The organism is Rhodococcus sp. NPDC058639 (genome assembly GCF_042717545.1).
GTDB lineage: Bacteria > Actinomycetota > Actinomycetes > Mycobacteriales > Mycobacteriaceae > Rhodococcus.
This window is the reverse complement of record NZ_JBHXRF010000013.1, coordinates 1-18082: the sequence shown is the minus strand read 5'-3', so window position 1 is coordinate 18082 and position 18082 is coordinate 1. Positions and strand designations below refer to the sequence as shown.

Here is an 18082-nt window from a genome sequence, read left to right as displayed (position 1 = left end):
CCGACGGCCTCGCGGAGATCTCCGACGAACATCTCGTCCTCACCGATCGCGGGCGACTGCTCGCCGACGCGGTGGTCCGGACGATCCTGCTCGGCGCCGAGGGCTGATCCCGCCCGGCGCCGAGCGCGGCGTTATTCGTCGCCGGTGTCGTCGCTCCGGTGGCGTCCGACTCCGGGCGAGTCCGGTGGCGAGTCCGGCTCGGAACCCGACGCCTCGCCCGGTGCGGGGAACGGCTCCGACGGCGGGAGTTCGGCCGGCGCATCCGGTGCGGGTGCCAGCGCGTCGTAGTCGAAGACGCGGGCGTGCAACACCGGGCGGTTGCGCAGCGCCGACCGCACCGCGCGGTGCAAGCCGTCCTCGAGATACAGCACGCCCTGCCATTGCACGGCGTGCGGGAACAGGTCGCCGTAGAAGGTCGAGTCCTCGGACAGCAGTCTGTCGAGTTCGAGCACCTTGGTTGTGGTGACGATTTCGTCGAGACGCACCTGACGCGGTGGGATTCGCGACCAGTCACGCAGCGACAACCCGTGATCGGGGTACGGCTTCCCGTCCCGGACGCCCTTGAAAATCATGCGCACACAGTACGGGTGACCCCGCCCGGGCCCTCACGGCGGTAGGCGCTGTGCTCCGGGCGGACGGCCTGCCCGGTGTGGCACGTGCCTGCACATTTCGGACACGATTAGACTGGTCCGGTACGGGACATGTAGCACGCACATGTGGAAACGGAGGTGGGCGGGTTGTCGAGCACCGAGGAACGACGATTTCAGGTCTTGCGCGCGATCGTGGCGGATTACGTGTCCACCAAGGAGCCCATCGGCTCGAAGACGCTTGTCGACCGCCACAATCTCGGTGTGTCCAGCGCGACGGTGCGCAACGACATGGCGGCGTTGGAGGCGGAGGGGTACATCACCCAGACGCACACGAGTTCGGGCCGGGTTCCCACGGACAAGGGATACCGCCAGTTCGTCGACCGCATCGCCGAGGTCAAACCGCTGTCGGCGGCCGAACGACGGGCGATCCTCCAATTCCTCGAATCCGGAGTCGACCTCGACGACGTGCTGCGGCGCGGCGTACGGCTGCTGGCACAGCTGACCCGGCAGGTCGCGATCGTGCAGTACCCGACGCTGTCCGCGTCGTCGGTGCGTCACCTCGAGGTGGTCGCACTCACGCCGGCACGGTTGCTGCTCGTGCTCATCACCGACTCCGGCCGCGTCGATCAGCGCATCGTGGAACTCGGCGACGTCATCGGCGACGAGGATCTCGCGCGACTGCGCGATCTGCTCGGTGCCGCCCTTGCGGGCAAGCGGCTCGCGGCGGCGTCGATCGCCGTGACCGAACTTGCCGACGATGCGCCCGAGGACCTGCGCGACGCCGTGATCCGGTGCGCCACGATTCTCGTGGAGACCCTGGTCGAACATCCCGAGGAACGCCTCGTGCTGGGCGGCACCGTCAACCTCACCCGCAACGCCGCAGACTTCGAAGGTCACGGCCACGGGGTGCCGGGATCGCTGCGTGCCGTCCTCGAAGCCCTCGAGGAGCAGGTGGTGGTGCTCAAGTTGCTCGCCGCCAGCCAGGACACGGGCCGGGTGACCGTCCGAATCGGGGAGGAAACGCAGGTCGAGGAGATGCGCACCACCTCGGTCGTCTCCACCGGATACGGTGCGGCAGGCACGGTCTTCGGCGGGCTCGGGGTGCTCGGCCCCACCCGGATGGATTATCCGGGAACCATCGCGTCGGTTGCGACCGTCGCAAGATATATCGGCGAAGTACTCGGCGAGCGCTGAGCACGGTTCGACGCCGGACATTGTTCACATCTGTGTAGAGAAGTAAGGACGAGAACTCAACGTGGCACGGGATTACTACGGGACGCTCGGCGTGTCCAAAGGCGCGACCGACCAGGAGATCAAACGGGCGTACCGCAAGTTGGCGCGGGAACATCACCCCGACGTGAACCCCGACGAATCCGCCCAGGTGCGGTTCCAGGAGATCTCTGCGGCGTACGAGGTGCTGTCCGACCCCGACAAGCGCCGGATCGTCGATCTCGGTGGCGACCCCCTCGAGACGAGTGGCGGCGGGGGCGGCGGCTTCGGAGGCGCCGGCTTCGGTGGCGGCCTGGGCGACGTGTTCGAAGCGTTCTTCGGGGGCGGGGCCGGCGGCAGCCGCGGACCCCGCGGCCGCGTGCAGCCCGGCGCCGACTCCTTGCTGCGTACGCGCCTGACCCTCGAGGAATGCGCGCGCGGTGTCACCAAGAGCGTCACGGTCGACACGGCCATCCTGTGCGACGAGTGCACCGGGTCCGGCACCCACGGCGATTCGAAGCCCGTGCGATGCGAGACGTGTGGTGGCGCCGGCGAGGTCCAGTCGGTGCAACGGTCCTTCCTCGGGCAGGTCATGACCTCGCGGCCGTGCCCGACCTGCCGCGGAGCGGGTGAGACCATCCCCGATCCGTGCCGTAAGTGCGGTGGCGACGGCCGGGTCCGGGCTCGTCGCGAGATCACGGTCAAGGTGCCGGCGGGCGTCGGCAACGGAATGCGCATCCGCCTCGCGGCGCAGGGCGAGGTCGGCCCCGGCGGCGGCCCCGCAGGCGACCTGTACGTCGAGGTGATCGAGCAGCAGCACGAGGTGTTCGTGCGCGACGGCGACGATCTGCACTGCACGGTTCGCGTGCCGATGGTCGACGCGGCACTCGGCACCTCGGTGACTCTCGAGACCATTCTCGACGGGCCCAGCGAGATCACCGTCGATGCGGGAACCCAGCCCGGCTCCGTCACGGTGCTGCGCGGGCACGGCATGCCGAAGCTCCGCTCCGGCACGCGCGGCGACCTGCACGCTCACCTCGAGGTGGTCGTACCGTCGAGGCTCGACAGCAAGCAGACCAAGCTGCTCGAAGAACTGCGCCGGCACAACGAGCGTGACCACGCCGAAGTGGTGACCAACGGGTCGCAGCATTCCGGTGGGTTGTTCTCCCGCCTGCGCGACGCGTTCAGCGCCCGCTAGCCGCCGTGGCCGCCACCCTGTTCTATCTCGATCCGCTGCCCGAGCCCGGTGAGATCGCCGTGCTCGACGGCAAGGAGGGCCGGCATGCCGCGACGGTTCGCCGCATCTCCGTCGGCGAGCCACTGGTGCTCTCCGACGGGCGGGGCGGCGTCGCCGAGGTGGACGTCACCGCCGCGGCGAAGGACAAGCTCGAAGCGGTTGTGCGCGCGCGACGTACGGTGCCCGCGCCGCGGCCCGCTGTGACCGTCGTCCAGGCGCTGCCGAAATCCGATCGTTCCGAACTTGCTGTCGAACTCGCGACGGAAGCCGGTGTCGACGCGATCGTGCCGTGGCAATCGGCGCGCTGCGTCGCTCGGTGGGATGCCAAGGCGGACAAGGGTGTTGCGCGGTGGCAGGCTGTCGCGGTGGCGGCTGCGAAACAGTCCCGTCGTGCTTACGTGCCGCCGGTGGCGGCTCTGCACCGGACCGCGGACGTGCTCGAGCGGGTGCGGGACACCGTCGCGAACGGGGGTGTGGTGGCCGTTCTCCACGAGTCGGCGACCACACCGTTCGCGGAACTGCCCCTGCGCCAAGCGGACGATGTGATCCTGGTGGTCGGTCCGGAAGGCGGACTCGACGACACGGAAGTGCGGGCACTGGTCGAAGCAGGTGCCGTCGCGGTGTCGCTCGGCCCGACTGTGCTGCGCACCTCGACGGCCGCGGCGGTCGCGCTCGGCGCCATCGGGGTCCTCACCGGCCGCTGGCACGATCAACCGCTGCACTAGCGTTTTCGGCATGTCCCGCACGCGAATCCCCTACGGTCCCGGCCCCGAACAGTTCGGTCATCTCTATCTCCCCGAGGCCGCGAGCGGCCCCGTGCCCGTGGTGATGGTCGTGCACGGCGGGTACTGGAGCGGCCGGTACGGGCTCAATCTCGGTACGCCGATCGCACTGGATCTGTCCCGCCACGGGGTGGTCGCGTGGAACGTGGAGTACCGCCGGATCGGGGCGGGTGGGCGCTGGCCGGAGATGTCCGCCGATATCCTTGCCGCGTACCACGCCATACCCACTCTGGTTGCGGAGTGTGCCGAAAAGTCGGGTGTCGCAGTGGACTTGGATCGCGTGCGCATCGTCGGACACTCGGCCGGTGGCCAACTCGCCGTATGGCTCGCAGCCCAGCCCGTCACCCCGCGACCGCAACTGGTGGTCGCGCAGGCCGGTGCGCTCGACCTGGCGTCGGCGGGGGAACGCGGCCGCCGGATCGACTACATCGAGGATCTCTTCGGGATGCAGTACGACGACGATCCCGCGCTGTACCGGTCGGCGTCGCCGATGCATTGCGTTCCGATCGGTGTGCCGGTCGCCGTCGTGCACGGAAGCGAGGACGCCCAGGTACCGGTCTCGGTTGCGACTCGCTACGAGAAGGCTGCCCGTGCCGCCGGAGACGACGTGACCTTGCACGTCGTCGACGGCGAGGACCATTACGCGTTTCTGGACAAGACCTCACGGTCCTGGGCGTTGTCGCGGGAACTGCTCACGGCCTGATCTGTTCCGGCCGGTTCGGCCCGACGGGGAAGAAGCGCGATCACCAGAGCCGCCCCGACCGTGAGGACGACACCGCTGACCAGGCTGCCCACCCCGACCGCATGGGAGAACGCTGCTCCCGACGCCTCGAGCAGCGGCTCGGTGTACGACGACGTGAACGGGTTCTTCGCCAGTTCCTCCGCGACAACGGCAGCGCCACCGACGGAATCGCCTGCGGCCTGAACTGCCTCGGCGGCGCGCGCGGCCATCGGACCCGCGACCTCGCTCAGCGGCAGACCGTCGAGGAACTCGGAGATGCCGCGGTGGTACGAGGCGGCGAGCACGGATCCGAGCAGAGCGATGCCCAGCGAGCCGCCGAACTCGACGGCCGTGTCGTTCAGGCCTCCCGCCGCACCGAGTTCCGACTCCGGGAAACCGCCCATGATGAGGTCGGTGGCGGGCGGCGTGGCAACCCCGATGCCCACACCGAGCAACAGCAACGAGGCGAGGAACGGGCCGTATCCGGACGCCGGGTCGAAGACGGCCAGGACGAGAACACCTGCTGCGGCGAGGAGCAGGCCGCCGCCCACGGCGACACGTTCTCCGCAGCGCGGAGCCACCCGGTTGCTCAGCGCGGCGCCCAGCGATACCGCCACAGCGAGGGGAAGCAGCCGAAGCCCCGTCTCGAGTGGTCCGTATCCGAAGACGAACTGGAATTGCTGCGCCACGAAGTAGATCGCACCGAAGGTGGCGAAAAAGAGCAGCAGCACGGAGATGCTCGCGCCTCCGACTGCGCGGTCGGCGACCCGTCGCAGGTCGAGCAGCGGCTGGGGGTGCCGGAGTTCCCATGCGACGAACACCGCGGCGGCGGTGGCCGCGGCGAAGAATGCGACCAGCACCATGCCGTGCAGGCCGGCGTGGGCGCCCTCGATGATGGCGTAGACGAGACCACCCACGGTGACGATGGACAGGGCGCCACCGATCCAGTCGGTGCGCTCGAGATCCGCCGCTCTGGACGCTGGTACGAGCGCAAGCGCGGCGATGGCGGCGGCCGCGGCGATAGGGACGTTGATGAGGAACGTCGAGCCCCATCCGTGCGATTCGAGCAGCCAGCCCGCCAGCAGGGGGCCGAGGGCGATGGCGAGCCCGGATGTCGCGGCCCACACGGCGATCGCGCGGGCGCGTTCGTGGCCGGGGAACATGGCGACCAGGAGAGACAGCGTTGCGGGCATGATGACCGCCGCGCCGACGCCCATCACGATCCGCGCGGCGATCACGTCGAAGGCCGAGTCGGCGAGACTGCCGTACACGGCACCCGCGGCGAAGACCGCCAAGCCGGCGAGCAGGGCGCGTCGCCGGCCGAACCGGTCGCCGAGCACGCCGCACAGCAGCATGAGCGCGGCGTACGGGACGGTGTATCCGTCGATGATCCACTGCATGTCGGCGCTGGTGAGTTGCAGATCTCGCAGCATGCTCGGTGCTGCGACGATCAGGGCCGTGTTGGCCATGACCACGATGAGCAGGCTCAGGCACAACACTCCGAGACCCGCCCACCGTAGGCGGTAGGGAGCCTCGGCTCCGAGAGTGCGGCCGGTCCCGGCAACGGGTGCGGACATGGTTCCTCCTGCGTCGGCGTCGCGGGGACGCTCTATTTGCACAGCCGTGTGCAACTTAGTTATTTGCACACGACTGTGCAAGTAGACTGGAAGCTCGAGCGGGAGTCGGGAAAGAGGATGAACAGCGTGGAGGATTCGGCCGGACGGCCGCGGACGCGAGCGAACGCCAACCGGGGCCGCATCCTCGAAGCCGCGATGACGTGCTTCGCCGCGGACCCCGACGCCAGCATGGACGACGTCGCGCGTGCGGCCGGCGTGGTGCGCCGGACCGTGTACGCCCACTTTCCCAACCGCGAAGCCCTCGTCGACGGTCTCTCGGACGAAGCGTCGGCAGCGCTCGCGGACGCTCTCGACCACCCGGAACCCGATGATCCCGCGGTCGCCCTCGCGGTCGGGGTCCTGCGCACGTGGCCGGTCGGCGACCGCTTCCGGATGTTGTTGTCGTTCGCCCGCAAGGAAGTGGGCGACCACCGGATCGCCGAACTCATCGCTCCGGTGCGGACCCGGACGGTCGACGTCGTCGAACGGGGACGTGACTCCGGCCTCTTTCCCGCCTACCTGCCCACGGCGGTGCTCGTCGGGATGATGGAGGGGCTCACCATGTCCGTGCTCGAACAAGCCAACTTCGGGTTGGTCCGTGACGACGGCGAGAGCATGGCACTCGGTGTTCTCGTGCTGGCAGGAGTGCCCGTCGACCGGTCGCCGGACGTGCTCGACGACGCGCGTCGATGGGTGGCGAGCACTCACGCGGGAGAAGGTCGGCGCGGTGACCCGCGCGGCACGGAAATCAATGCCGTGAAGGGTGCCAACGTACAGCGCTAGACTGGTGCGGACACGACGACCGTCGTGCCGGAGCTGAACGGAAAGCAGGCCGTACCGTCCACGTGAGTCAACCAGACCGCACCCGCGACCCTGAGAACATCGAACCCACTCCGGTTCGGTCCAGCCTGGACCTTCCGCCGGATGTAGCTGCGCCTCTTCTCGGCGCGACGGACGAGAACCTCATCGCCCTCGAAAGTGCCCTGGCCGCGGATATCCATGTGCGCGGCAACACCGTCACCCTGAGCGGCAGCCCCGCCGACGTCGCCCTCGCCGAACGCGTATTCGGAGAACTCGTGACGATCGTGCGCCGCGGCCAGACCCTCGGCCCCGATGCCGTCCGCCGCACCGTCGGAATGCTGACCCAGGGGCTCTCGGAGTCACCGGCCGACGTTCTCAGCCTCGACATCCTGTCCCGGCGTGGCAAGACGATCAGGCCCAAGACGCTCAACCAGAAACGCTACGTCGACGCCATCGACTCCCACACCATCGTGTTCGGGATCGGTCCCGCCGGCACCGGCAAGACGTACCTGGCCATGGCGAAAGCCGTGCAGGCGCTACAGACCAAGCAGGTCAACCGCATCATCCTCACCCGGCCTGCGGTGGAAGCCGGGGAGCGGCTCGGATTCCTCCCGGGCACCCTGCACGAAAAGATCGACCCGTATCTGCGGCCCCTGCACGACGCGCTGCACGACATGATGGATCCCGAGGCCATCCCGAAGCTCATGCAAGCCGGGGTGATCGAGGTCGCGCCGCTCGCCTACATGCGAGGACGCACACTCAACGACGCGTTCATCATTCTCGACGAGGCGCAGAACACGACCGCCGAGCAGATGAAGATGTTCCTCACCCGCCTCGGATTCGGGGCCAAGATCGTCGTGACCGGCGACGTCACCCAGATCGATCTGCCGGGCGGTGCCCGCTCGGGTCTCGCAGCCGCGACCGAGATCCTCGAGGGCATCGACGACATCCACTTCGCGCGCCTCGACAGCAGCGACGTGGTGCGCCACCGTCTCGTCTCCGACATCGTCGACGCCTACGGGCGTTTCGAGGCAGCCCGAGAGGACGGCTCCGGCCAGGGCAACCGCGCCCAGCGCCGCGCCGCATCGCAGCAGCGGGTGCCGCGCCGGTGACGGCCGCCCCACTCCCCGTCCAGTCCGTAGTGCAGAAGGCCGTCGTACAGAGGGCCGTAGTGAAGAAGGATCGACACCGATGAGCATCGAGATCTCGAACGAATCAGGGATGGAGGTCTCCGAGGAAGACCTCCTCGACGTAGCCCGTTTCGTGATCGCCCGGATGGATGTCCATCCCGCGGCAGAACTATCGATGGTCCTCGTCGACTCCGACACGATGGCCGACCTCCACATGCGCTGGATGGATCTGCCCGGCCCGACCGACGTGATGTCGTTCCCCATGGACGAACTCGAGCCCGGCGGTCGCCCCGACGCGCCCGAGCCCGGGCCGGCGATGCTCGGCGACATCGTGCTGTGCCCGCCGTTCGCGGCCGAGCAGGCCGAGAAGGCAGGCCACCCGGTCGCTCACGAACTCGCGCTGCTCACCGTGCACGGAATGCTCCATCTCCTCGGATACGACCACGCCGAACCCGACGAGGAGAAGGAGATGTTTGCACTGCAGAACCAGCTCCTCACCGAGTGGTACGAGGAATTGCGCCGAGCCGAGGAGCAAGCGCGGCTCGCGGAACGGGACCGCAGCCTGCTGGGCAAGGCCGGCTTCGTCGACACTCCCGAATCATGACGGGGGACGGTAGACCCGGCGGCAGCCGGCGTCGTCGACGAGTAAGGATCGAGTCCTCTCGGGGAGGTCGGACCACGTGAGCACACTGACACTTGTCGTTCTCGCCGTCGTACTCGTGATCCTCGGCGGGTTGTTCGCCGGACTCGACTCCGCCCTCAACACCGTCTCGCCCGCGCGTGTCGAAGAACTCGCCAAGGACGGCAGAGGTGGCGCGGAGCGCCTGCTCGGAATCCTCGACGACCGGCCCCGCTACGTGAATCTTTCGGTGCTGCTGCGAATCCTGTGCGAGATCGCCGCGACCGTCGTTCTCGCGGGCGCGTTGCTCGACGTCCTCGACCGGACGTGGGCGCTGGTCGTCGCCGCTGCCGTAATGGTGATCGTGGACTACGTCGTGATCGGTGTCGGCCCCCGCACGCTCGGGCGGCAGCACGCGTATCCGCTCGCGCTGGCCGCCACCGTTCCGTTGCGGATGCTCGGTGTCCTCCTCGGACCCGTCAGCCGCATCCTCATTCTCGTGGGTAACGCGGTGACCCCAGGTCGTGGATTCCGCAACGGCCCGTTCGCGAACGAGATCGAACTGCGCGAACTCGTCGATCTCGCGCAGGCGCGCGGCGTGGTCGCCGACGAAGAGCGCCGGATGATCCAGTCGGTCTTCGATTTCGGCGACACCACGGCCCGCGAAATCATGGTGCCCCGGCCCGAGATGGTGTGGATCGAGGAGACCAAGTCCGCCGGTCAAGCCACGTCCCTCGCCGTCCGCAGTGGACACTCCCGAATCCCGGTGATCGGTGAGAATGTCGATGACATCCGCGGCGTCGTCTACCTCAAGGACCTGGTCAAGCGGACGTATTACTCCAACGACGGCGGCCACAGCGTCTCGGTTGCCGACGTCATGCGTCCGGCCGTCTTCGTTCCGGACTCCAAGCGCCTCGACGACCTGCTGGCCGACATGCAGCGCGACCGCAACCACATGGCGGTGCTCGTGGACGAATACGGTGGCATCGCGGGGCTCGTCACGATAGAAGACGTCATCGAGGAGATCGTCGGTGAGATCGCCGACGAGTACGACACCGCGGAGATCCCCGACGTGGAGGATCTCGGCGACGGAACCTTCCGCGTATCGCCGCGACTTCCCGTCGAAGATCTCGGGGAACTGTTCGACATCGAGATCGACGACGACGAGGTCGATACCGTCGGCGGGTTGCTCGGCTACGAACTGGGCCGCGTCCCGCTGCCCGGGTCCGAGGTCACCACACACGGGCTCATCCTGCGCGGTGAGGGCGGCCCGGACGTGCGCGGGCGGGTGCGGGTGAGCACCGTCTTCGTAGAAAGGGCGCCCGAACCCGAGAGCACCGACACCAGCACGGACACCACCGAGGAGCACGCATGACCGACCCCGACTTCCGTTCCGGCTTTATCTGTTTCGTCGGCCGGCCGAACACCGGAAAGTCGACGCTGACCAATGCGCTCGTCGGCAGCAAGATCGCCATCACGTCGTCGCGGCCGCAGACCACGCGGCACACGATTCGCGGGATCGTCCACCGCGACCACGCGCAGTTGATCCTCGTGGACACTCCGGGCCTGCACCGTCCGCGGACCCTGCTCGGCCAGCGGCTCAACGACCTTGTGCGCGACACGTATTCCGAAGTCGACGCCATCGGCATGTGCTTCCCGGCGGACGAGAAGATCGGCCCCGGCGACCGGTGGATCCTCGAGCAGGTGCGGCACGTTGCGCCGAAGACCCCGCTGATCGGGATCGTCACCAAAATCGACAAGGTCGGTAAGCAGCAGGTCGCCGCGCAACTCTTGGCCGTGTCGAAACTGCTCGGCGACAACGCCGACGTGGTGCCCGTATCGGCGACCTCCGGTGAGCAGGTGGAGGTACTCGTCGACGTGATCGCGTCGAACATGGAGAAGGGTCCCGCCTTCTACCCGGACGGCGAGCTCACCGACGAACCCGAAGAAACCCTCATGGCCGAGCTCATCCGCGAAGCCGCCCTCGAGGGTCTCGGCGACGAACTGCCGCACTCGCTCGCGGTCGTGATCGACGAGGTCGTCGAACGCGAGGGACGCACCGAGAAGCAGGGCCCGATGCTCGACGTGCACGCTGTGCTCTACGTCGAACGTCCCAGCCAGAAGGGCATCGTGATCGGCAAGGGCGGTGCGCGGCTGCGTGAGGTGGGGACCGCGGCCCGCACGCAGATCGAGAAATTGCTGGGTGTGAAGGTCTACCTCGATCTGCACGTCAAGGTCGCCAAGGACTGGCAGCGAGACCCGAAACAGCTGGGCCGCCTCGGTTTCTAGCCTGGACCGGGTTCCGGATCCAGGTGCCCGGGCATCCCGGACTGCCGAAGAAGAAGCAGCACCGCGCCGGCCAGGTCGGCACCCCCGCCCGTCGACAAGCGCCGTAGTTGCAGCCCCGCAATCGTCGCGACGAGCGTGGGGGTGAGCGTGTCGGCGCGAGGTACGCCGAGTTCGGTCAAGATGGTGAAGGTCAGCGCGTCGTAGGCGCGCCAGCACTCGTCGGCGGCGATGCGCAGATTCGGGTCGCGGCCGGCCTGGACGTACAACTCGAACGGTGCGATCCGTTCTGCGGAGAAGGCGAGACTCTCGGCCACCTGCTCGGTGAGGGTCGCCACATCCTGCACCGAAATATCCTTGCCCCGATACGAATCCGCGATCTCCCGCAACCTCGTGGTCTCTTCGCGGGCGAAGTGCGTCAGTGCGGCGCGCAGCAGATCTTCCTGGGTGGGGAAGTGGTACGTGATCGAGCCCAGCGACACTTGGGCGCGGGACGCGATGCGGCGGTTCGTGACTCCGGCGATCCCGTCGGTTCCGACGAGGTGAAGGGTCGCGTCGATGATGCGTGACCGAACGGAAACCGACTCGGTCACCACCACGGCTCCGGGGTCTGCTCGTGCCAGCGCAGAACCGACTCGAGTTGCGACGCAAGGGAAACCAGCAGCGGCTCGGAGTCCTCGGGACCGAGGAGCTGGGCGCCCACCGGAAGGCCCTCGTCGGTGAATCCGGCCGGGACGCTGATCCCCGGCCAGCCGAGTACGTTCCACGGCCACGCGTACGGGCAGGCGGCCGTGATGACCTTGTCGGTGGCCCACCCGCCGATATCGTCGATCGCGTTCACCGGCAGCGGAGGTGTCGCCGTCGTCGGAGTGACGACGACATCGAACCGGTCGAAGATCCGGCCGACCCGCCGGCGGAGGTGAGGCTCTGCGCCCCGTGCCGCGCGCAGGGGCGCACCGTGGAGCATCCGTCCGGTGCGTGCGTTGGCGCGAGTCCGCACATCGGCCAGGGCCGGGTCAGGCAGCCGGTGGAGCCAGTCCTCGATCCCGGCCATCGAGCGGGGCAGGAAGCTGAGGCCGAACAGGATCCCGTAGTCGGGATCGGCGAGAGTGACGTCGTGACCGAGATCGCGCAGGATGGCCGCGAACGCGGCGAGCCGGATGCGGACCCGCGGATCGAGGCGAGTCGGTGTCGCCGTGAACGGAAGCTTCAGCGACAGAGCGATCTTCAGTCTTCCGGGGTCGCACCCCACCGCATCGGACACGGTGACCTTCTCCCGCGCGTGCCGGTCGCCGGGATGGTTTCCCGAGACGACGTCGAGCAACAGCGCCGCGTCGGCGACCGTCCGGGCCAGCGGGCCGTGGGTGGTCAGGCCCTGGAAGGCCTCCGCGTCGGGCCACATGGAGATGCGGCCGCGCTGCGGTTTGATGCCCACCAGGTTCGACCACGACGCGGGGATACGGACCGATCCGGCGCCGTCGGAGCCCAGTGCTGCGGGAACGAGCCCTGCGGCGACGGCAGCGGCACTGCCTCCCGACGAACCGCCGGGGGTGTGGTCACGTGACCACGGACTGCGGGTGTGACCGAACGCGTCGCCGCCGGTGAGCGGCCACTGACCGAGTTCGGGGGAGTGCGTCTTGCCGACGATGACCGCTCCGGCATCGCGCAGGCGGCGCACCACCTCCGCGTCGTGTTCCTTGGCGGCGAACGTGCCCGCGCATCCGAACATCGTCGTCTCGCCCGCGATGTCGGTGTCGTCCTTGATCGCGACGGGCACTCCGAGCAGCGCGCGACGTTCGCCGGCCGCGAGGCGCCGGTCCGCGTCCGCGGCTTCGGACAGCGCACTGTCGTGCCGGGCGACCCGGAAGGCGTTCAGCTCCGCCTGCGACTCGTCGATCCGGTCCAGAGCGGTGCGCACCAGGTCGTGCGAGGTGACGGTGCCGTTCGCGAGGTCGTTCGCGGTATCGGCGAGACCGCGGGGGCGGGCAGGTGCGCTCATCGTTCTCCCTCACTGTTCGTTCGAACGAACGATAACGTGTTCTCGTTACGGCGTCGAGGATTTCACGCGGCCGGGGGCGGCGGCGCAGTGCCGCCTGTCGTGACGACGTGAAACACTCGAGTGGTGAGGCTGTATCGGGACAACGCGGTGGTGCTGCGCCAGCACAAGCTGGGCGAAGCCGACCGCATCGTCACACTGCTCACCCGCCGCTACGGCCTCGTCCGTGCCGTCGCCAAGGGAGTGCGCCGGACCCGGTCCAAGTTCGGGGCCCGGCTCGAGCCGTTCGCGCACGTCGATGTGCAACTCCACCCCGGACGCAACCTCGACATCGTCACCCAGGTGCAGACCCTCGACGCATTCGCGGTCGGCATCGTCGACGACTACTCCCGCTACACCACCGCGTGCGCCATCCTCGAGACCGCGGAGCGGCTCGCCGGCGAAGAGCGGGCACCCGCCCCCCGTCTGCACGCCCTGACCGTGGGTGCCCTGCGCGCGGTGTGTGATCACACGCGCCCACCCGAGTTGATCCTCGACGCGTATCTCCTGCGCGCGATGGCCTACGCCGGATGGGCGCCCGCGATCACGCACTGCGCGCGGTGCGACCGTCCCGGTCCGCACACTGCCTTCCATGTCGCTGCCGGCGGCGCCGTGTGCGTACACTGCCGTCCCCCCGGCGCGGCGACGCCCGCTCCCGCCGTGTTCGCCCTGCTCGACGCGCTCGCCCACGGCCGATGGGCCGAGACGGAAGCAACCGAGGCCGGGGTCCGGAGCCAGGCCAGCGGGCTCGTCGCCGCGCACCTGCAATGGCATCTCGAGCGTCAACTGCGATCCTTGCCGCTCGTCGAACGCGGTGGCACCTACGTGGCCGAACGGGGCGGTTCGGGCGTCAGGCAGGATGGGAGCCGTGATTCGACGACGCGCCCCACACCCATCGCCTGATCGCGCGATCCGGCCGCCCGACCCGCATCCGTCGGGGGCCAAGCCGCCCATCCTCCAACCCGAGTTGATTCCCCGGCACGTCGCGCTGGTGATGGACGGAAACGGGCGCTGGGCGCAGGAACGTGGACTGCCCCGCACCGCGGGTCACGAACGCGGTGAAGAAGTCCTGATGGACACCGTGTGCGGTTGCATCGAAATGGGCATCACGTGGCTGTCGGCCTACGCGTTCTCCACCGAGAACTGGAAGCGGAGCCCCGACGAGGTGCGCTTCCTCATGGGCTTCAACCGCGACGTGATCCGCCGTCGCCGCGACGAGATGCACGAGATGGGTGTCCGCGTGCGGTGGGCCGGGCGTCGTCCGCGGTTGTGGCGCAGCGTCATCAAGGAACTCGAAGCCGCGGAGGAACTGACCCGCGACAACACCGTGATGACTCTCACGATGTGCGTCAATTACGGGGGTCGCGCCGAGATCGCCGACGCGGCCAGGGAAATCGGGCGGCGGGTCGCGGCAGGCGACCTCGATCCGGAACGCATCACCGAGGCCACCATCGCGCGATACCTCGACGAACCCGACATGCCCGATGTCGACCTGTTTCTCCGGCCGTCGGGAGAGCAGCGCACGTCCAACTTCCTGCTGTGGCAGTCCGCCTACGCCGAACTGGTCTTCCAGGACAAGATGTTCCCCGACTTCGACCGCCGCGACCTGTGGGCCGCATGTGTCGAGTACGCATCGCGCGACCGCCGATTCGGAGGTGTGAAATGACCACTCTGAGAGACCGGATCTCCGCCGCGCTGACGCCGTTCGTCCAGTTGCGCACTCCCGGTGCCGAGGACAACGGAGACGGCTCGTTCGGATTCGACTACGGCGCCGTCCCGTTCGCACTGCAGGTCGTCACCCTTACCGAGGGACTGGACGTGGTGTCGCTCACCGGCGTGCTCGCGTGGGATCTCCCACTCGGCGACGAGGTGCGCACCCGCGTCGCGTCCGCCGCCGAGGCGCTGCAGTTCGGTTCCATCCATGTCATCGACCGGGAATCCGTCGCGGACGTGATCGTCCGCTACTCGTTCCCCGCCACCGGCCTCGAGGATTCTCCGCTGACCACCATGCTGCTGCTCGTCCTCGACGGAGTGGCCGAAGCGCGCGACAACGTCGCGGGCACATCCGGAACGGGGAGCGCGTGACCGGCGATGCAGGTATCGGCGAGGAGCAGTGGGACCTCGCGGTGACGACCAGCGGCGACGACGCGCTGCGCGACCTGGTGATCCGCACGCTGGCGCAGGCGATGGACGACGCACCCGAACCCGACGAGGACGGTGACGTCCCGGTCTGGATCGAGGACGTGCCGACGTTCGCGACCGTCGATGCGGAAGCAGGTGTCGTGCACCTGGCGACGTTCCTGGCCGAGAATGTCGCCGACCGGATGCGCGCCGCCGAAGTGCTCGCCGACCTGCAACTCGAGTTCCCCGACTTCAAGTTCGTTCTGCACAACGACCGGGTCACCGCCGAGCAGCGTGTCGCTGCGTGCCCGCTCGTGCCGCTGCACCTGTTGCGTGCCGTGGGCGCCGTGGTTCCGCTCGTCGGGCAGGTACGTGCGCTGGCGGACAGGCTCGGCGGCGACGCGTGCGTGTTCGACGGGCCTGCGGACACAGTGGTGGGTGAGAACCTGCTCGGCGGGGACTGCGGATGCGGCAACTGCACCTGCGGCTGACTACTCGCCGGTCACGCCCTCGACAGTGCGCAGTCGCGGCAGGTTCCGAAGATCTCGACCGTGTGGCTGACGTCGTCGAACCCGTGCGTGTCGGCGACCTCGTGCGACCAGCGCTCGACTTCCGGCCCGTCGACCTCGACGGTGAACCCGCAGTGGCGGCACACGAGGTGATGGTGGTGTCCGGAGGAACAGCGACGGAACAGGGATTCGCCCGAGTCGGTGCGGAGCACATCGACGCTGCCCGTCTCGGCGAGGGACTGCAGGGTTCGATAGACGGTCGTCAGGCCTATGCCGTGCCCGCGCTTGCGCAGTTCGTCGTGCAGGTCCTGTGCGGAACGGAACTCTTCGGTGTTGTCGAGCAGATCCACGATCGCGCTGCGTTGTCTGGTCGAGCGCACCCCCACCAGGGGCTTGCGTGCGGAGGTCACTACGGCCGTCATCCTTCCTGAGCGTGCGCGACTGCGTCGATGACGATGTGAGCGAGGTGGTCGTCGGCCAGGCGGTAGAGAACTTCGCGGCCGGTGCGGTCGCCCCGCACCACGCCTGCGGTCTTGAGAACGCGCAGGTGCTGGCTGATCAGAGGCTGGGTCACGCCGAGTGCGCCGACGAGTTCGTGGACGCACCGCGCGGACTCGCGCAGTTCGAGCACGATAGCGATGCGGACCGGTGCGGAGAGTGCGCGGAGCAGTTCGCCCGCGGCGACGAGCGCGTCGTGCGAGACCGGCGGGTGGGCCGGCGTCGCGCGGGTGGTCTGGTTGTCCGTGCGGCACTCGTCGTGAACGGCGTCGACACTCACGGGACTCCTCGCGCTCTCGGGGCTTATTGCAAACCGATACCATTTTGATATGCATGGATGTGCATGTCAACCGCCAGGAATTCGTCGCCGTGGCAGGGAGCGATAGGCTAAGTAGTTGACGCAAGCTGCGAAAACCCGCATCGAAGATGGAGAGAATCCGAGTGGCACCCAAATCCAAGATCGATACCGTCGCCAACCTCGCCAAGCGCCGAGGACTGGTCTACCCCTGTGGTGAGATCTACGGCGGCACCAGGTCGGCCTGGGACTACGGGCCGCTCGGGGTCGAGCTCAAGGAAAACATCAAGAAGCAGTGGTGGCGCAACATGGTCACCAGCCGTGACGACGTCGTCGGCCTCGACTCGTCGGTGATCCTCCCGCGCCAGGTGTGGGTCGCGTCCGGCCACGTCGGCGTATTCAACGACCCGCTCGTCGAATGCCTGAGCTGTCACAAGCGCCACCGCCAGGACCACCTGCAGGAGGCGTACGCCGAGAAGCACAAGCTCGACGACCCCGACGCCGTTCAGATGTCGGAGATCGTGTGCCCGGACTGCGGCACCAAGGGCCAGTGGACCGAGCCGCGCGACTTCAACATGATGCTCAAGACCTACCTCGGTCCGATCGAGAGCGAAGAGGGCCTGCACTACCTGCGCCCGGAGACCGCTCAGGGCATCTTCGTGAACTTCGCGAACGTGCTCACCACGTCGCGCAAGAAGCCGCCGTTCGGCATCGGCCAGATCGGCAAGAGCTTCCGCAACGAGATCACCCCCGGCAACTTCATCTTCCGCACCCGCGAGTTCGAGCAGATGGAGATGGAGTTCTTCGTCAAGCCCGGCGAGGACGAGGAGTGGCACCAGTACTGGATCGACTACCGGATGGACTGGTACACCGGCCTGGGCATCAACAAGGACAACCTGCGCCTGTACGAGCATGCGCAGGAGAAGCTGTCGCACTACTCGAAGCGCACCGTCGACATCGAGTACCGCTTCCACTTCCAGGGCAGCGAATGGGGTGAGCTCGAGGGCGTCGCCAACCGCACCGACTTCGACCTGTCGACGCACTCGCAGCATTCGGGCACCGACCTGAGCTACTTCGACCAGACGACGAACGAGCGCTACACGCCGTACGTCATCGAACCCGCAGCGGGCCTCACCCGTTCGCTCATGGCGTTCCTCGTCGACGCCTACACCGAGGACGAGGCACCCAACGCCAAGGGTGGGGTCGACAAGCGCACGGTGCTGCGGCTGGACCGCCGCCTCGCGCCCGTCAAGGCCGCCGTGCTGCCGCTGAGCCGCAACTCCGATTTGAGCCCGAAGGCCAAGGATCTCGCCGCCCAGTTGCGCCAGCACTGGAACATCGAGTTCGACGACGCCGGCGCCATCGGCCGCCGCTACCGTCGCCAGGACGAGATCGGCACGCCGTTCTGTATCACCGTCGACTTCGACACCCTCGAGGATCACGCGGTCACCATCCGCGAGCGCGACTCGATGGCGCAGGAACGGGTGAGCCTGGACCAGGTCGAGGGCTACCTCGCGCAGCGCCTGATCGGCTGCTGATCGGTCGATCCGACCCTCAATCGACTCGCCGGCCCTCCCGTGACACGGGAGGGCCCGCGTGTTTTTGTGAACTCGGGGGTGTTTTTTCCCGCGGA

The 18082-nt window shown here is 68.1% G+C and carries 20 protein-coding genes; 14 read left to right on the top strand and 6 right to left on the bottom strand.

Features of this window, described 5'->3' with window-relative positions; all coding sequences use genetic code 11:
* Nucleotides 1-131: 131 nt before the first annotated feature.
* Complete coding sequence (locus tag ACFWU2_RS20705; protein ID WP_378610137.1) at nt 132-572, bottom strand: type II toxin-antitoxin system VapB family antitoxin; 441 nt, start codon at nt 570-572, stop codon at nt 132-134.
* 165 nt (nt 573-737) lie between these two features.
* Here ACFWU2_RS20705 and hrcA point away from each other — a divergent pair, with 165 nt between their 5' ends.
* From hrcA to ACFWU2_RS20685, 4 genes are all read left to right on the top strand, one after another.
* Nucleotides 738-1784, top strand: coding sequence for a heat-inducible transcriptional repressor HrcA (hrcA, locus tag ACFWU2_RS20700; protein ID WP_378610138.1), 1047 nt, complete (start codon nt 738-740; stop codon nt 1782-1784).
* A 61-nt stretch (nt 1785-1845) separates the two neighbouring features.
* Nucleotides 1846-2997: a molecular chaperone DnaJ gene (gene dnaJ / locus ACFWU2_RS20695; RefSeq protein WP_378610136.1), complete on the top strand. Its 1152-nt coding sequence runs from the start codon at nt 1846-1848 to the stop codon at nt 2995-2997.
* A 5-nt stretch (nt 2998-3002) separates the two neighbouring features.
* Complete coding sequence (locus ACFWU2_RS20690) at nt 3003-3761, top strand: 16S rRNA (uracil(1498)-N(3))-methyltransferase (RefSeq protein WP_378610135.1); 759 nt, start codon at nt 3003-3005, stop codon at nt 3759-3761.
* Between the two features lie 10 nt (nt 3762-3771).
* Nucleotides 3772-4521 carry an alpha/beta hydrolase family protein gene (locus ACFWU2_RS20685; RefSeq protein WP_378610134.1) on the top strand — a complete coding sequence of 250 codons (750 nt, stop codon included), beginning with the start codon at nt 3772-3774 and terminating at the stop codon, nt 4519-4521.
* Here the strand turns inward: ACFWU2_RS20685 and ACFWU2_RS20680 are convergent.
* Entirely contained in the window at nt 4458-6116 is a 1659-nt protein-coding gene (locus tag ACFWU2_RS20680) for an MFS transporter (protein WP_378610133.1), read from the bottom strand. The genes ACFWU2_RS20685 and ACFWU2_RS20680 overlap by 64 nt on opposite strands.
* Nucleotides 6117-6233: 117 nt before the next feature.
* On the opposite strand from ACFWU2_RS20680, the gene ACFWU2_RS20675 reads away from it, so the two are divergent.
* The 5 genes from ACFWU2_RS20675 to era all read left to right on the top strand — a co-directional run bounded on the left by ACFWU2_RS20675 (nt 6234) and on the right by era (nt 10994).
* A complete protein-coding gene (locus ACFWU2_RS20675; protein ID WP_378610132.1) occupies nt 6234-6938 on the top strand; it encodes a TetR/AcrR family transcriptional regulator in 705 nt (234 codons plus the stop codon).
* Nucleotides 6939-7000: 62 nt separating this feature from the next.
* A complete protein-coding gene (locus ACFWU2_RS20670; RefSeq protein ID WP_169620316.1) occupies nt 7001-8068 on the top strand; it encodes a PhoH family protein in 1068 nt (355 codons plus the stop codon).
* 79 nt (nt 8069-8147) lie between these two features.
* Nucleotides 8148-8690, top strand: a complete 543-nt coding sequence (ybeY, locus tag ACFWU2_RS20665; protein ID WP_169620315.1) for an rRNA maturation RNase YbeY — start codon at nt 8148-8150, stop codon at nt 8688-8690.
* Nucleotides 8691-8766: 76 nt separating this feature from the next.
* Complete coding sequence (locus ACFWU2_RS20660) at nt 8767-10080, top strand: hemolysin family protein (RefSeq protein WP_378610131.1); 1314 nt, start codon at nt 8767-8769, stop codon at nt 10078-10080.
* Complete coding sequence (gene era, locus ACFWU2_RS20655) at nt 10077-10994, top strand: GTPase Era (RefSeq protein WP_169620313.1); 918 nt, start codon at nt 10077-10079, stop codon at nt 10992-10994. The genes ACFWU2_RS20660 and era overlap by 4 nt, the downstream gene beginning before the upstream one ends.
* On the opposite strand, the gene ACFWU2_RS20650 is transcribed toward era, so the two are convergent.
* Together ACFWU2_RS20650 and ACFWU2_RS20645 are read right to left on the bottom strand one after the other, a co-directional pair.
* Entirely contained in the window at nt 10991-11587 is a 597-nt protein-coding gene (locus tag ACFWU2_RS20650; protein ID WP_378610130.1) for a TetR/AcrR family transcriptional regulator, read from the bottom strand. The two genes, era and ACFWU2_RS20650, sit on opposite strands and share 4 nt — an antisense overlap.
* On the bottom strand, nt 11581-12990 hold the full coding sequence (locus ACFWU2_RS20645; protein WP_378610129.1) for an amidase: 1410 nt from the start codon (nt 12988-12990) through the stop codon (nt 11581-11583). Before ACFWU2_RS20645 ends, ACFWU2_RS20650 begins: the two co-directional genes overlap by 7 nt.
* Nucleotides 12991-13113: 123 nt before the next feature.
* Between ACFWU2_RS20645 and recO the strand changes: the two genes are divergently transcribed.
* The 4 genes from recO to ACFWU2_RS20625 are packed head-to-tail and all read left to right on the top strand — an operon-like array spanning nt 13114 to nt 15638.
* On the top strand, nt 13114-13929 hold the full coding sequence (gene recO, locus ACFWU2_RS20640) for a DNA repair protein RecO (protein WP_378610128.1): 816 nt from the start codon (nt 13114-13116) through the stop codon (nt 13927-13929).
* A complete protein-coding gene (locus ACFWU2_RS20635; protein WP_378610127.1) occupies nt 13895-14692 on the top strand; it encodes an isoprenyl transferase in 798 nt (265 codons plus the stop codon). The genes recO and ACFWU2_RS20635 overlap by 35 nt, the downstream gene beginning before the upstream one ends.
* Nucleotides 14689-15111 carry a hypothetical protein gene (locus tag ACFWU2_RS20630; RefSeq protein WP_378610126.1) on the top strand — a complete coding sequence of 141 codons (423 nt, stop codon included), beginning with the start codon at nt 14689-14691 and terminating at the stop codon, nt 15109-15111. Before ACFWU2_RS20635 ends, ACFWU2_RS20630 begins: the two co-directional genes overlap by 4 nt.
* Nucleotides 15108-15638: a hypothetical protein gene (locus tag ACFWU2_RS20625; protein ID WP_378610125.1), complete on the top strand. Its 531-nt coding sequence runs from the start codon at nt 15108-15110 to the stop codon at nt 15636-15638. The genes ACFWU2_RS20630 and ACFWU2_RS20625 overlap by 4 nt, the downstream gene beginning before the upstream one ends.
* 11 nt (nt 15639-15649) lie before the next feature.
* Here the strand turns inward: ACFWU2_RS20625 and ACFWU2_RS20620 are convergent, their stop codons facing one another.
* Nucleotides 15650-16078, bottom strand: coding sequence for a Fur family transcriptional regulator (locus ACFWU2_RS20620; protein WP_378610124.1), 429 nt, complete (start codon nt 16076-16078; stop codon nt 15650-15652).
* Nucleotides 16075-16434: an ArsR/SmtB family transcription factor gene (locus ACFWU2_RS20615; RefSeq protein ID WP_378610123.1), complete on the bottom strand. Its 360-nt coding sequence runs from the start codon at nt 16432-16434 to the stop codon at nt 16075-16077. Before ACFWU2_RS20615 ends, ACFWU2_RS20620 begins: the two co-directional genes overlap by 4 nt.
* Nucleotides 16435-16595: 161 nt before the next feature.
* On the opposite strand from ACFWU2_RS20615, the gene ACFWU2_RS20610 reads away from it, so the two are divergent.
* Entirely contained in the window at nt 16596-17987 is a 1392-nt protein-coding gene (locus tag ACFWU2_RS20610) for a glycine--tRNA ligase (protein WP_378610122.1), read from the top strand.
* The last annotated feature ends 95 nt before the right edge of the window (nt 17988-18082 follow it).